This window comes from Microvirga sp. P5_D2 (genome assembly GCF_054049475.1).
Window position 1 is genome coordinate 1 of record NZ_JBFUMH010000133.1, and the last position, 14,774, is coordinate 14,774.

Sequence of the window (14,774 nt, forward strand, 5' to 3'; positions counted from 1 at the left end):
GGCTCGAAGATCGGGATCTCGCCGCGATTGAGGGCCTCGATCTTGGCCGGGTCCTTGTCGACGCAGCAGACGTCGTGGCCGAAATCGGCCAAGCAGGCGCCGGACACCAGCCCCACATAGCCCGAGCCAATCATCGCAATTCGCATCCGGATCTCCCGTCTATCAAATAACGTTGCAAATACAGGGTAAAAGGGTTGCGTAACCAAGCAAACCGCCCTTCCTGGAGAGACAATGGTAGGGCAGATCGTCTCCCGTCGTCCTCGCCAAAGGGCTATAGGCCGCATCGCCTACACTATGGAAATCTCGGCTGCAAGGAGGGAGGACCGCCACGACGGTGCGCTCAAGGCTCCAAGCCCATCACCGATGCCTCTGGCAGCCTCTCGACCCATATGCCGGCCAATTCTCGCGTGGCAACGTTCAGCCTCAAGGCGCCTTCGCCTCTACCGGAAGTTTGTTGCCGCAGAAGATCAAAATCCAGGCCCCTCATGGTGTTTTTCCTTGAAAGAAAGGGTTGACCGACGAACCCGTAGTGCCTACGCGTGTGATAACAATGAAACGTTGGCCAATTGCTTCCGGATTGGGCGAGATCTGCGGTAAAGTCAGGCTTAGTGCAGGCAGATCATAGTTGAGATCGCCATTATCGCGGTACGTTTCTTACACACTTTGCCGTCGGGGACTCCACTTTGAAGCTGATCATCCAAATACCCTGTTATAATGAGGCTGGGACCCTTGCGATCGCGCTGGCGGCCCTTCCGCGTACCGTCCCGGGATTTGACGTCGTCGAGTGGCTGGTGATCGATGACGGCAGCGCGGATGAGACAGTGCGCATCGCCCTGGAAAACGGCGTCGATCACGTGGTCAGCCACAGCCGCAACCAGGGGCTTGCACGCGGCTTCATGACCGGTTTGGAGGCATGCCTAGAACGCGGGGCCGATGTCATCGTCAATACGGATGCCGACAACCAATACAACGCAGATGATATCCCGGCGCTCGTAACCCCGATTCTGCAGCACAAGGCGGATATCGTGGTCGGCGCGCGCCCGATCGATACGATCGAGCATTTTTCTCCGGCCAAGAAATTCCTGCAGAAGCTGGGTAGTTGGGTTGTCCGTGCCGTCAGCCGCACCAGCATTCCGGATGCACCAAGCGGCTTCCGCGCCATGAGTCGGGCAGCAGCGCAGCGTTTGGTCGTGTTCAGCGATTACACCTATACGCTCGAGACGATCATCCAAGCCGGACAGAAGAACATGGCGATCGTGTCGGTTCCTATCCGCGTCAACGAGGATCTGCGCCCGTCGCGACTTCTTAAAAGCATCCCGTCGTATATCCAGCGGTCCATTGGTACGATGGTCCGTATCTTCGTGATCTATCGACCGTTCCGCTTCTTCGGTATTCTTGGCGGCGTCCTGTTCTTCCTGGGCTTCCTGCTCGGGCTCCGCTTCCTGTTCTACTACATGACGGGYAGCGGCGAAGGTCACGTCCAGTCACTTATCCTGGCATCCGTGTTGCTTGGCATGGGATTCCAGACCTTTCTTGTCGCGTTCCTGGCCGACCTGCTGGCTGCGAACAGGAAGTTGCTCGAAGATATCCGCGTCACTGTCAAACGCGCACCCACGGATATGAGCCACAGCACCGTCAATCTTGAAGACGTGACGCTGCGGCAGAAGACGTCGACGCTCCTGGGACATCATGGCAGCGCGGCGGAAGCTGACACTCGTGCAGAGTGTGATAGCCAGCCGCTGAAGGCCGAGCATCTGCGGCCTATGAGATGATGCGAGGTTTAGGCAACTGGGCTTTTCGCTCGTGTAAGCAGGCTGCCGCCAACAGATCAAAGGTATAGCGATGAGCTTGAAGATGGCCGGTGGCACTGAGGAGAATGGCTGCCCAGATCAAGAGCTCTCCACCCCGGATCATGCAACTGTGCCGGCTTTGGGCGGGCGAAAGTCCTCCGTGCTAGCCGGCATGAAGAAATATATGCATTGGTTCGGCAGCGCAGTCGCGGTGATCGGAATTTTCTTCGTTGCCATGCGCCTTCGCGACTATAGCGGTCAGATTGATTTTAAGGGTTTGGGCTCGGAGATCTGGTGGGCTGTCGGGGGGTGTGCGGTGGCCTACTGCATCGCAAATAACCTGATGGCATTGGGCTGGTGGAATCTGCTTATCCAGTTCGGAGCCGTTACACCACGCCGCTGGGCGATCAGGACCTACGGCATTTCTCAACTCGCCAAGTATGTGCCCGGCAACATCTTTCATCTTGCTGGTCGGCAGGCCATGGGAATGGCTGCGGGCGTGCCCGGCTGGTCTCTTGCAAAATCGACGTTCTGGGAGCTGGGGCTGCTCGCCATCTCAGGGTCGATGTTCGGTGCTTTGGTGTTGCCTCTATTACTACCTTGGCTGCCACTTCAGCTGGGGATCGTTGCCTTCGTGCTGGCACTCGCGATCGTGGGTGCCGGTCTCGCGATCTATTTCGGTCGGGCGGCTGTTCGGGCGTTCAGCCTATACGTTGCCTTCGTGACCATTTCGGGCGTGCTGTTCGTCTGCCTGATCGAGGTGATTTTTCCAGCCGCCGTAACGTCCACCTCGGGCTGGATCATGCTGTGCAGCGCCTATATCGTGGCTTGGCTTATCGGCTTGGTCACCCCTGGCGCCCCTGCCGGCGTCGGGGTGAGGGAGCTCATCCTGGTCTTCCTGCTGCAAGGGCTTGTCGGGGAGAGTGAGCTGGTGCTGACCGTGGTCTTGGGGCGAGTTGTTACGGTGACAGGCGATTTCCTGTTCTTCGTAGTTTCATGGCTACTGAAGAAGAGCGATCCTATCGCAGCCTGAGCGCTGGGGTGAGCCCCATAGGAGCTTCATGCCCACTCACTTGCGAGAGTTCAAGAAGATGGGGTCGGGCCTATTCTGAGCGGAATGCCAACTGGATTGAAGCATGCTCACTGGGCGGCGCAGGGTCGCTTTCTCATTGCTCACGCTCTCGACACTTTGCCGCCGTTATAACCCACGACTTGCGCATAGTTCTACGTCATCTCGCCATCTGCCCTTCCATGACGAAGAGGTTGCTCGCACAGGCGGCTAACCAGCGAGATGCTATTCGACACTGATCTGCTGGAGCATGACGCCGAGCGATCGCGGGTCCTGGATGCCGAGGCTTGTCGGTGACAGGAGCGAATCGACTTTGAATTCAAGGACATTGATGCCGTCCTCACTCAATGTGGAATTTGGCAGCTTGATGTTTTCCGACTCCACGCGCCAGGTTCCATCGCCGATCCCGACATAAGTGCGCTCGAAAACGTTGTGCCCGTTCATCAAGAGCTGCACCTTCATCTGGTCCGTGGAGCGCGGGACGAACGGAGCCATATCGACGCGCAAATTCAGGTCCTGCTGTTTCGGTAGCTCGAGAAGCACATTCGACACCTTCCGTGTGGACCAGATGCCATTCGTTTCGAACCGTGACCAGCCTCTGTGCAGCATGAGTTCGGGTTTCAGGCCGCCTACTCTGAATGACACGGATGATCCCTTTTTAAGCCTGATCGGCTCCCGGTCCTTTCTTGGGTCATTGCTCTGCGCAACCCAAGCCTCGCCCATTCCTTTCAGGCCCGGATTGAGCCTGATGACCGCGAAGTGATCGCTGTAGGAGGCAACCAGCCGAGGGTCGTCGTCGAGATTCTTGGCGATGGTAGACAGTTCCTCCTTGAAGACATTCCTCAAGGGGCCGCTGTGTGCTGAGGCCAGCAGATCGATATAAGTAATGACAACGGCATTCGCATCCTCATTTTCCAGAACGGCCCTGACATTCGCCATGAAATCAGGGTCGATTTCGTCCTGGTTGAAGCGCTTCATCGTCTCCGGCCAAGATTCCCGAGCCGACGCGAGATTCTTGTCGCCTCCAATGTTGTATGTCCGAATGTCGAGCTTGCTTGCGAGGTAGTTGATGAGGAAGTCGTTCCGGTAGGGCAGGAATGCAATCGTTTCCCCCTTCTTCACTAGAGGGGCCAGCTCTTGCACGACAACCTCTCGAGATTTGACGTCGGCGCGGTCCTGGTAGTAGTTCCGGACGACCCCAATCGCTGGAATGTTGAACGCTGCAACGATGACCAGCACGATTACCTTTTGCATGACGCTCCAGCGCTTGCTGGAAAGCATGATGGCCAGGATGACCCAGCACCCGAAGACGCCCAAGGCCATCCAACGATAGCTGGCGCGCATGTTCTTGAAGCCCGGAAGCCTCTCCGACAGCAGCGCGTTTCCAGTCGAGAACAACCCGTAGCTCTTGGGCATCAACTGGTCCATGCCGTCCGGACGATATGTAAAGAGCTTAACTGACGGTCCCAAGGACATGTAAAAGCCGAACAAGGCGATGACCGCGAACAAAGCCATCGCTTTCCTGTCGGCTTTTGCGGTCACGATGGCGTAGATCGCAACAATGATGATTGCCGCAGAGAAGGAGGATTTGAAAACGGAGCTGTCGCCGAAATATTCCTGCGCGGTCCGCGCGTCGCTGATGCCCATCAGATCCGGCAGGAACATCATCCCCTTCGTGGCGATGAAGAAGAATTCGAGGTTTGCTCCCCAGCCGCGAAAGAAATCGATCGGAGAGGAAATGAACTCGGCTTGCCCGACATAGAGCGCGTAGAGGACATACGAGATCAGGAGTCCTGCGCCTATCGTGAAACCCTTGATAGTGATGTCGGTCAGGTTGCTGCTGCGAAACTTGATCAGAGAAAACAGGAAAGCAAAACCTGTCGCTACAGCGAACATGATGTACGTGTAGCCGTCCATGAATACCGCAACGAGGCAGGCAAACTGGAACAGGATGAAGTTCGAGATGCTTCTCGGATGATCGAGGACACGGACTGAGCAATAGAAATAGAAAGGCAGTAGAGCGATCCCGAGCGCGAGCATGGAATACCCATTGTGGAACCAGACCACCGGCATCGTGCACCAGAGCATTGCCGAGAGCAGGGACATCATCGCTGCCCCGCCGAGCCTCCGTGTCAGCTTGTAAGCGCCTGTGAATGCTACAGTCAGCCAAAGCGCGAACGCGGCCGAATAGGCATCCGCCGCCGAGAGGCCCAGCTTCAAAAAGGCAGAGGTCGCCAATGCGCCCGATAGGCCAAAGGCTATTGCTGCCGGTTCAGGGGCCCCGATATTGTGAGCGTATATAGAAAATCCATCGTTGATGAACGACTGCGCGAAGCCGGTGGTCCAGAATGCTTGGGCTGTCGTTGGTATTAGGAGCCCAGGAACCGTCCCATTGATGACAAAAACTACAGCAAGCAGTGGTATTGCTGTGGCTGCGACAAAAATTCGATGAGCCGACATCGCTCCGGTTCCCGTTTTCTCTTTCGGGTTGGGTGTATATCGACGGCTGAAAGCTAAAGCTAGGCCCTGTGGGCGCATTTGCGCGTGAGCGGATGAGGGGCGTTGGCCCTGTAGGCGTGATCGGAGACAGCGATGGGCCTTGGCCGCATTGACTGGGTAAAGGCTGCGGGGAGGTGAGCCTGCGGCCTTAAGGAGCAGCCCTCATCCGGGACGGGCCTCCATCAGAACTTGTCTATTGGTCGCCGAATCAGGTGGCTGGGGCGCTTGGACAGGACTTAAGAGGCCATGACCTTGCGGAAGGGGGCGTTCATTGCGCTTTTGTGCTGCGTGGCGCCGCAGGATGCACGCCTTGTTACACACGATGTCTATGTTTTGAGGCGCGACTTTCATATCCCTTGGGACGCAGCCACCCTAGCCGCCTGTTCTAGAGTAGAGAAGGGCCCCGATGATCCAAGCCATGATGTCGTGGGGTGTTGATTGCACCGGGACGGATCGGGCTCTTCCTGGGGGCTAAAGGGTCGTCAGTCGCGCTGCGCCGGGCTTCCAAAGGGGCAAGCAATTTCGGCGTGGCCTAATAGGGGGCGGATCGGCAGAGTCGTTGACAGATCTTGAGCTTACACGGTAAGTGCAGCCTCCATGAGGAGCAGCCGCCGGTTTTATGGAATTCGGCTCTGGACCTTGCCAAAGGGCAAGTCGTCAAGCCAGAGCGATCCACGCCGAGCAGCGGGCTGAGCCATCACAGCGTCGGTCTCAGACTTCGGGCGCTTTAAGTGAATAGTCGAGGTTATACGAGATGACGAATAGGAAAAAAGCGCTGATCACCGGCGTGACGGGACAGGACGGGGCTTACCTTTCAAAGCTTTTGCTGGACAAGGGATATGAGGTTCACGGGTTGCTGCGCCGCAGTGCCTCGGCCGATGTCGTCGACTCCCGCCTCAAGTGGATCGGCGTGGCAGGCAAGATCATGCTGCATGACGGCAACCTGACCGACCTCTCGGGCCTGATCCGGGTGATGAACGAGGTCCAGCCCGACGAAGTCTACAACCTGGCCGCGCAGTCCTTCGTTAAGTCCTCGTGGCAGCAGCCGCTTCTCACCGGCACCGTGACCGGCCTCGGCGCAGCCAACATGCTCGAGGCGGTTCGCCTTGCCTGCCCCGAGGCTCGCTTCTACCAGGCCTCTTCTTCCGAGATGTACGGCCTGATCCAGGAGCCGGTCCAGTCCGAGACGACGCCGTTCTACCCGCGCTCTCCCTATGCCGCAGCCAAGCTCTACGCTCACTGGATGACGGTGAACTACCGCGAAAGCTTTGGGCTGCACGCCTCCAGCGGCATCCTGTTCAACCACGAGTCCCCGCTGCGCGGGATCGAGTTCGTGACCCGCAAGATCACGGACGCCGCCGCACGCATCAAGCTCGGTCTTCAGGACAAGGTCGCCCTCGGCAATCTCGATGCGACCCGCGACTGGGGTCACGCACGGGATTACGTCAAGGCGATGTGGCTGATGCTGCAGCAGGACACCCCTGACGATTACGTCGTGGCGACCGGCCGAACCGTTTCGGTGAAGGATTTCTGCCGTCTGGCTTTCGCCCATGTCGGCCTGAACATGGAAGACCATGTCACGGTCGACCCGCGGTTCCTGCGTCCTGCCGAAGTCGATGTTCTGCTCGGCGACCCGGCCAAGGCGAAGGCAAAGCTCGGCTGGCAGGCCGAGACGAGCCTTGAACAGCTTGTTGCCGAGATGGTCGAGGCCGATCTCGCTCGCCTGAAGAAGCATGAGCATCTCTGAGGCGATCCGGCAGCACTGACATGCGGATACTCATCACAGGTGTGCAGGGCTTTGTTGGTCCATACCTGGCTCAAGCGCTAAGGCGCGCCTGTGGTGAAGTTGCGATCATCGCAACCGGCAAAGGAGCAGGGGAGCACCCGCTCCTTGGCTCCGTTTCAGCTCTGGACGTCACGGATCTAGGTGCGGTCAAGGCCGCGATCACCCGCCATCAGCCGACCCATGTCATCAATCTGGCCGGACTGGCTGCTCCTGCCGCCGCGACGTCCAATCCGACGATTGCATGGCAGGTGCATGTTCAGGGTGCGCTCAATCTCGCTCACGCGATCCTGGACGTGGCGCCACAATGTTGGTTGCTCAATGTCGGATCCGGGTTGGTCTATGGGGACAGCGCGAAGCCGGGCCTCCCTCTCGACGAAACCGCGCTCCTCGCTCCTGTCGACGAATACGGCGTCACCAAAGCTGCCGCGGACCTTGCCCTGGGCGCACTGACGCGGCGTGGTCTGAAGAGCATCCGCTTCCGTCCTTTCAACCATTTCGGTCCGGGGCAGGCGGAGACATTCGTTATTCCAGCCTTTGCCATGCAGATCGCCCAAATCGAGGCCGGCCTTGCGAAGCCGGTCATCCACGTTGGCAATCTCGATGCGGAACGGGATTTCCTCGACGTCAGGGATGTTGTGGACGCCTACGCCCTGGCGGTTCTGCGCACGGAAGAATTGCAGGAGCCCGGTCTTATTCTGAACGTGGCTTCCGGCGTTCCGCGGCGCATCGGCGACGTGTTGGGGCAGCTGCTGGTACAAAGCCGCGCAAGCATCACAATCGAACAGGATCCGGAGCGTCTTCGCCCGAGYGACCTACCCCGCATTATAGGAAATGCCGGTCGCGCCCGAGAAACGCTCGGTTGGAAACCGGGCTACTCCTTCGACGACACGCTTGCGGCCGTCCTGGAGGATTGCCGGAGGAAAATCCTACCCTAGGGGTAGTGGAGTTGCGCTGGAACGGTCTGCATTGCTGTAGCCGAGCGTCAACTTCGACAGAAAAATCCCCGGATGCAGGTTCTTCGAGAATAGCGACGTCTTTGAAGACCCTTTGTACTCATGCTACATGCCGTGGTGCGCAACAGGCTCGCAATCGAGCTTGTGCAATGGCAGTTCTGTTGTTTTGTCTACGGTATGATAGAACGCCGGTTCATTATGAATAGCTGCCTAGTCCAGCACAGGTTAAACGGGACATTGCCTTGACCATTACGTCGCACGCGCAGAACTTCGAAGATGTTATTCTTTGGCGCGCTCTGAAGCATGTAGAGCGCGGGACTTACATCGATATCGGAGCGCATGATCCCGTCATCGATTCTGTGAGCCTTGCTTTCTACGAAAAGGGATGGCGCGGTGTGCACGTGGAGCCGGTGGCCTCCTATGCCGAACAGATCCGCAAAGAGCGGCCCGATGAGCAGGTTATCGAAGCGGCGATCTCCCCAAAAGAAGGAGCGATTCCGTTCTTCGAGATCCTTCAAACCGGCCTGAGCACGACGGATGCCGAGATTGCCCGGCGACATGAAACCGCTGGCCTGCCCGTTCGTCGTATTGAGCTTCCGAGCATTCCGCTTTCGAGAGTTCTCGATGCCTTCACAGGGCGGGACGTCCACTGGCTCAAGATCGATGTCGAAGGGGCCGAGGCGCAGGTCATTGAGAGCTGGCTGCCTTCCCGTGTTCGACCCTGGATCGTCGTCATCGAGAGCACCGCGCCCAATGAGCCTGTGCAAACCCACCTCGCATGGGAAAAAGAGCTTCTGGCTCTGGGCTACGAGTTTGCCTATTTCGACGGCTTAAACCGCTTCTACGTCAGCTCTTCGCATAGCGAGTTGAAGGCCAGTTTTGGCGCGGGCCCGAACTTCTTTGATGATTTCGAGCTTGCTGAAGCGTCGCCCTTCGCGGCGGGACTGCGTCGTGAGCTCGCCCAAACGAGTAACCAGATCGCTCTTCTCAACCAGCAGAATGCCCAGCTGAAGGACCGCGCCCGCGCCGCATCCGCCCAGGAGAAGACGCTCAGTCGTCGCGTGTCGATACTTGAACAGCAGCTCGCCGCTATTCGCGGATCCTACGCATGGAAGCTCGCGGCGCCCCTTCGCGCCGCGGAGCGTGCGGCAGGATGGTCGCTGCGCCAAGCAAAAGCCTGGACATCACTGAAGGCGGGATCCCGCCCGCGTCGCGCCGTTCGCACCGTCATTGTCGGCCTGGTCAATCAAATCCTGAAGCAGCCGCATCTGGCCACTCTGGCAAAGCGCAGCGCGGCGCGCATTCCTGTTCTCAATGAGCGCCTGCGCCTCATGACTTATCATCAAAGAGCCATGAGCTTCATGGCGCAGCGCAGGGCGCCGGAAGACGGCACGCTGGACTTGTCTCTGGAGCCTCAATCCACCCGCCTGGTCTATCAGAGACTCATGCGAGCGCAGAATAACCTGGCCCGCTTGGGCTCGTCCGCTTCTGGTGGGGCTAAGCCGCGTCTGGCATTCGTTGCGCCGCTGCCACCCGAGAAGTCAGGCATTGCGGATTACTGCGCCGAGCTGCTTCCCGAGCTCGCACGATACTACGACATCGAAGTGGTCGTTGCTCAGAAGGAAATCTCCGACCCGTGGGTCAACGCCAATTGCAAGATCCGCGATGTCGCCTGGTTCGAACAGCACGCCCATGGCTACGACAGGATCGTCTACCAATTCGGAAACTCGCTGTTCCACGATCATATGTTCCGATTGATCGACCGGTATCCTGGACTCGTTATTCTGCACGACTTCTATCTCGGCGGGCTTCTCGCGCACCTGGAACTGTATGGTGGCGTTCATGGCTTCTGGGCCAATGCGCTCTATCAATCGCATGGCTATCACGCTCTTCGCGACAGGTTCGATCCGGCGAAAGAAACGGATATCGTCAACAATCTTCCGGTGAACCTGTCACTGTTGCAGAGGGCGCAGGGCGTCGTAGTTCATAGCGAGTATTCCCGTCAGCTCGCCCAGTTCCATTACGGCGAGAGTTTTGCCAAGGACTGGATGATCGTCCCGTTCCCGCGGCACTTGCCCGACAGCATCGACCGCAGCTCTGCTAGGACGGCTCTCGGCCTTAGTGAGAATGATTTCGTCATCTGCTCGTTCGGCATTCTCGGCGAGACCAAGATGAACCAGCATCTTCTCGATGCGTGGCTGAAGACACCGATGGCAGGTGAGGGGACCTGTCATTTCATCTTCGTCGGTCAGGATAGCCAGAACAACCCGTATTGCGAGCGGTTGCGCAAATCCATCGCTGCGTCGCCGGCCAAGAACCGTATTCAGATTACCGGCTTCGTGTCGGCCGAGGTTTATCGTCAATACCTGCAGGCAGCCGATCTTGCAGTGCAGCTGCGCGAGCTTTYGCGCGGCGAGACATCGGCGGCGGTTTTCGACTGCTTGGCTCATGGCGTTCCGACCATCGTCAATGCCAACGGATCGATGGCCGAACTGCCTGAGGGCAGCGTTCTCATGCTGCCGGAAAAATTGTCCGTCGACGATTTGGCCGAGGCGCTTACGACGTTGAGGGACAATCCGGAAAGGCGGCAGGCACTGAGCCAGGAAGCCCGACGCGTGGCGGCTCAGCATTCGCCGAAGCAGGTTGCCGGCCGCTATCACGAGGCTATCGAGACGATCTCCAAACTGGCTCCCGCCACGGCGGATGTGCGCGCTCTTGTGGAACATGCATCGCTGATTTCGGCTCCCTTGGATGACGAGGAATGGCTCGAGCTTGCCCGCAAGTTGGCCGGAGAGAGTCCGCTCCAACGAGGAGACGTTCGCCAGCTGCTGGTCGATGTCTCGGTTCTGGCGCGTGAGGACTTCAAGACCGGAATCCAGCGCGTTGTCCGCTCGCAGCTCCTCTCCCTCCTGAACAATCCTCCCGCCGGATTCCGGGTCGAGCCGGTTTGGCTCGGAGATGCCAAGGGCCACTGGCATTACCGCTATGCACGGCGCTACACCCTGCAGCTTCTCGGGCTGCTGGAGGACGTCCTGGACGATGACCCGGTGGAGGTTGCCGAAGGCGACGTCTTCTACATGCCGGATTTCTGGACGGATGGCGTGATCCACGCTACGGAGGCAGGGCTTTACGCTGAGTGGCGCGCGAAGGGCGTGAAGACAAACTTCATGGTCTATGATGTCCTGCCGTTGACGCGCCCCGAATTTTTCCCCGATCGCTTCAGCGAGGTGCACGGACGGTGGCTCTCGGCCGTCGCCGATAGCGGCGATCGCCTCATCTGTATCTCCCAAGCCGTTGCGCGCGAGGCAACGCAGTGGCTCGAAGCCAATAGGCCGGAGACGCTTGAGCATCTCGACGTCGTGGCGTTGCACCTTGGTGCGGACATCGCCGCTTCCGCGCCGACCATGGGCCTGCCCGAGAATGCTGCCACCGTGTTGAGCCAGCTGTCGGCGCGCCAGAGTTTCCTCATGGTCGGCACTGTGGAGCCGCGGAAGGGCCATCTGCAGACCCTGGCGGCATTCGAGCGGCTTTGGGCGGAGGGCGCGGACGTCAACCTCGTGATTGTCGGAGCTGAGGGCTGGAAGGGCCTTCCCCAGGACCAGCGCCGCACCATTCCGACGATTGTCCAGAAACTCCGGCAACATCCTGAACTGGGCCGCCGACTCTTCTGGCTCGAAGGGATCAGCGACGAGTACCTGGAGAAAGTCTACGCGACCTGCATATGCCTGATTGCCGCGTCGGACGACGAGGGATTTGGCCTCYCGCTCATCGAGGCCGCAAGGCATCGCATTCCGATCCTGGCGCGTGACATCCCCGTCTTCCGCGAGGTCGCAGGYGCTCACGCCGACTACTTCGCGGTCAAGGATTCCGACGGTTTGGCTCAGGCCATTAAGGATTGGCTGGAGCTTCATGCGAAGGGTGAGCATCGGAAGTCCGGAGACATGTCCTGGATGACCTGGGCAGAAAATACCGAACGTCTGAAGGCCATCCTATTGCAGGATGCGCAGGAACCGACGGAATCTTCCGAAGAGTTTTTCGACGCTGAGGCTYCTCGACCACGTGCCGGAGCTGCATGAAGGTCGACGCCATGTTGAAGCCGGTCCTGAAATTCGCTCACCATCACGTCTGGCGCCGTCTGCCGCACAAGGCGCGCCGAGCGGCGCTGTTCCGTTTCGCGGCATGGCGGGCGCCTCGGCCGACAGCCGATGCAAGAGCGACGGCACCCATCGTTATCGTGGGAATGCTGCGCCATGCATCGGGACTCGGAGCGGCGGCKCGAGCCTGCCACGACGCGCTCAAGGCAGCAGGCCTTCCGGTTTATGGCATCGATCTGACCGAAAAGCTGATGCATGAGGTCAACCATACCGATTTCACCTATGACGATGGGCGGGGACTGCTCGGTGAGGCCACGGTCTTCCTGCACATCAGCGGCCCCCTCGTGCCGTTGGCGATGGGATATCTCGGACGCGCTTTCGTGGACCGCAAGCGCTTCATCGCTCATTGGTTCTGGGAGTTGCCCGAGGTCCCGAAGGATTGGTCGCCGGCCATTCCCTTCGTCCATGAGATCTGCGTCAACACCACGTTCGTCCGGGATGCCATCCGTCCCATCGCGCGTGGGCGACCGCTGCATGTCGTGCCCTATCCCCTGACCTTGGAGCACAGAAAGCCGCGCCCTGCTCGGAGGCCGGAGCAGCCTTTTACGGTACTGGTCGTCTTCAACATTGCTTCGAGCTTCGCGCGCAAAAACCCTTGCGCGACGATAGCGGCGTTCCGGCAGGCGTTCGACGATAATCCTTCCGTGCGGCTGGTCGTCAAATACATGAATGACTTCGTCTGGCCCGAGGCTGTGCCCCTGATGCAGAAGGCGGCAGGCAGTGCTGCCAATATCGAGCTGATCGGAGGCGTTCTGGACGAGGCGGGCATGGATGCGCTTTACGAGCGCGCGGACGTTGTCATGTCCCTGCACCGGGCGGAGGGGCTGGGGCTGCCGGTGGCCGAGGGTATGCTGCGCGGCTTGCCTGTGATCGCGACCGACTGGTCAGGAAGCGTCGACTTCCTGACGCGCGAAACGGGAATTCCGGTAGGCTTCGAACTCGTTCCGGTAAACGACCCGCAGGGCAAGTATACCGATGCCGGTATGCGATGGGCGGATGCGAATATCGGCGAGGCAGCCACGTCGCTCAAGGCTCTTCGAGAGAATCTTGAGTGGCGGCAGCGCCTTGGTTCGGCCGCTGCCGTTCACGCAATGGAGTTTTTCCGACCTGAACGCTATGCCCAACAGGTGATCGATCTCATGCCGGGAGTGGCCAAGGGCAATCTCTTCGGATCGATAGCAGGCACTCCCGCTTCAAGCATTGTCACGGATGATGGGACATAAGTTGTCGATGCCTGTGACCGCAGTTTGCTTCCTTATGGGCGTCCTTTCACGGTGGCAAAACGGTCCTTAAGACGCAGAAGCGGCCGTTCGAGCACGTAATAGCTTACAATCGACATCGTGATCGTAATTGTAAGGCTGGTTACGAAGAACAGCGCAAACTGACGGGCATCTGCCGCGGGATTGACCGCCATCTGAAGCTTAAGAAAGGTTTTTGCTGCCAGATGATTGCCAAGTAGGTGATAAACGTAAAGCCCGAATGAAATTGATCCGAGAAACGCAACAGGCTTCCATGAGAACAGGGCGCCTAATGGCTGCCAACGCAACGCGAGAACAACGAGCGATGCACACATGATTGCAGCAGAAGGATAGCTGAGCGCAGCCGGCCCGACGCCGGCCCAAGGGGCAGGCGTGTTTAAAAAAGAGAACGTGGATCCTGCGAAGAGCAGGGCGCAACCCCACACCGGGATCTTCTTGACGACAAGTAGCGAAAGTAAGACGCCAGCGATGACCGCATCAGGCTGCAGAAAAGGCGTAACCCAGACGATCGGATGGTGGGCCCCAAGCCCCGTAAACACCAAGCGCAAAGCCAAGCAGAAGCAAAAGACCCCCAAGAGCATCATCATGAATCGCTTGGTTCCAAGCTTCGTGAAAGCCACAAATGCAAGGGGAATGATTAGGTAAATCTGGAATTCAAACGAAAGTGTCCACAGGTGTCGTGTGAAGCGAATTGGGTTGTACCCATCGAACCATGTAATAAGATTATCAGAAAACAATGCAAGGCCGATGAATCGTAAAGCAACTTCTGTCGCGTCTCGATGCCTGTATAAAATAAGCATTAATGCAGGAAAGCATACCATAAGAGGGTAAATGCGGATGAGGCGCCGAAGGTAAAAGCGTTTAATATCTAACGAGCCAGATTTCCGCTTTTCTGCTTTGAATAGATGGAAGAAAAGGAACGCAGAGATTACGAAAAACAGTTCAACGCCTGCCCAGCCATAGGCATGGACAAATGTCAGTGTTGGGGATGTTGTTGGGGCGGGGATGTGATGGATGAAAACCGTGAGAAACGCGAAGAGTCGCAGCCCATCGAGCGGTGCCAAATACAAGCGCTCTTCGACCTTATTTTCTGCCATCATGGTTGACCGGCACGTATCCACTTTGGTCCCGCCCTCTAATTTTAGTAGGTAAAGTGAATAATGTTCCTGCGCAACCGTGGCGCTGCCTCGGAACGATGGCGTATTCTACAACTTGCGGACATATCTGGCTCCGATCCAATCGGACTGGATCGCATGTACTGCAG

At 58.3% G+C, this 14,774-nt stretch carries 9 protein-coding genes; 6 read left to right on the forward strand and 3 right to left on the reverse strand.

Annotation, left to right across the window (positions count from 1 at the left end; genetic code table 11):
- Positions 1-146: 2-dehydropantoate 2-reductase N-terminal domain-containing protein (locus ACXJKO_RS23645; RefSeq protein WP_457093534.1), on the reverse strand; the 146-nt coding region annotated here is incomplete at its 3' end.
- A 537-nt stretch (positions 147-683) separates the two neighbouring features.
- Between ACXJKO_RS23645 and ACXJKO_RS23650 the strand changes: the two genes are divergently transcribed.
- Entirely contained in the window at positions 684-1,772 is a 1,089-nt protein-coding gene (locus tag ACXJKO_RS23650; RefSeq protein WP_457093526.1) for a glycosyltransferase family 2 protein, read from the forward strand.
- A gap of 82 nt (positions 1,773-1,854) precedes the next feature.
- The gene (locus ACXJKO_RS23655; RefSeq protein ID WP_457093527.1) at positions 1,855-2,823 is read left to right on the forward strand and encodes a hypothetical protein; all 969 of its coding nucleotides are present in this window, start codon (positions 1,855-1,857) and stop codon (positions 2,821-2,823) included.
- Positions 2,824-3,084: 261 nt separating this feature from the next.
- On the opposite strand, the gene ACXJKO_RS23660 is transcribed toward ACXJKO_RS23655, so the two are convergent.
- A complete protein-coding gene (locus ACXJKO_RS23660; RefSeq protein ID WP_457093528.1) occupies positions 3,085-5,397 on the reverse strand; it encodes a hypothetical protein in 2,313 nt (770 codons plus the stop codon).
- 715 nt (positions 5,398-6,112) lie between these two features.
- Here ACXJKO_RS23660 and gmd point away from each other — a divergent pair.
- From gmd to ACXJKO_RS23680, 4 genes are all read left to right on the forward strand, one after another.
- Complete coding sequence (gene gmd, locus ACXJKO_RS23665; protein ID WP_457093529.1) at positions 6,113-7,105, forward strand: GDP-mannose 4,6-dehydratase; 993 nt, start codon at positions 6,113-6,115, stop codon at positions 7,103-7,105.
- Between the two features lie 20 nt (positions 7,106-7,125).
- On the forward strand, positions 7,126-8,079 hold the full coding sequence (locus tag ACXJKO_RS23670; RefSeq protein ID WP_457093530.1) for a GDP-mannose 4,6-dehydratase: 954 nt from the start codon (positions 7,126-7,128) through the stop codon (positions 8,077-8,079).
- Between the two features lie 260 nt (positions 8,080-8,339).
- Entirely contained in the window at positions 8,340-12,173 is a 3,834-nt protein-coding gene (locus ACXJKO_RS23675) for an FkbM family methyltransferase (protein WP_457093531.1), read from the forward strand.
- Entirely contained in the window at positions 12,170-13,474 is a 1,305-nt protein-coding gene (locus ACXJKO_RS23680; protein ID WP_457093532.1) for a glycosyltransferase family 4 protein, read from the forward strand. Before ACXJKO_RS23675 ends, ACXJKO_RS23680 begins: the two co-directional genes overlap by 4 nt.
- A gap of 32 nt (positions 13,475-13,506) precedes the next feature.
- Here ACXJKO_RS23680 and ACXJKO_RS23685 read toward each other — a convergent pair whose 3' ends face one another.
- A complete protein-coding gene (locus tag ACXJKO_RS23685; protein WP_457093533.1) occupies positions 13,507-14,610 on the reverse strand; it encodes an acyltransferase family protein in 1,104 nt (367 codons plus the stop codon).
- Positions 14,611-14,774: the final 164 nt, after the last annotated feature.

Bases quoted from the DNA above. Each gene is read 5' to 3' on its own strand.
- ACXJKO_RS23655 (WP_457093527.1), top strand. From the start codon at position 1,855: ATGGCCGGTGGCACTGAGGAGAATGGCTGCCCAGATCAAGAGCTCTCC.
- ACXJKO_RS23660 (WP_457093528.1), bottom strand. From the start codon at position 5,397: ATGCGCCCACAGGGCCTAGCTTTAGCTTTCAGCCGTCGATATACACCC.
- gmd (WP_457093529.1), top strand. From the start codon at position 6,113: ATGACGAATAGGAAAAAAGCGCTGATCACCGGCGTGACGGGACAGGAC.
- ACXJKO_RS23685 (WP_457093533.1), bottom strand. From the start codon at position 14,610: ATGATGGCAGAAAATAAGGTCGAAGAGCGCTTGTATTTGGCACCGCTC.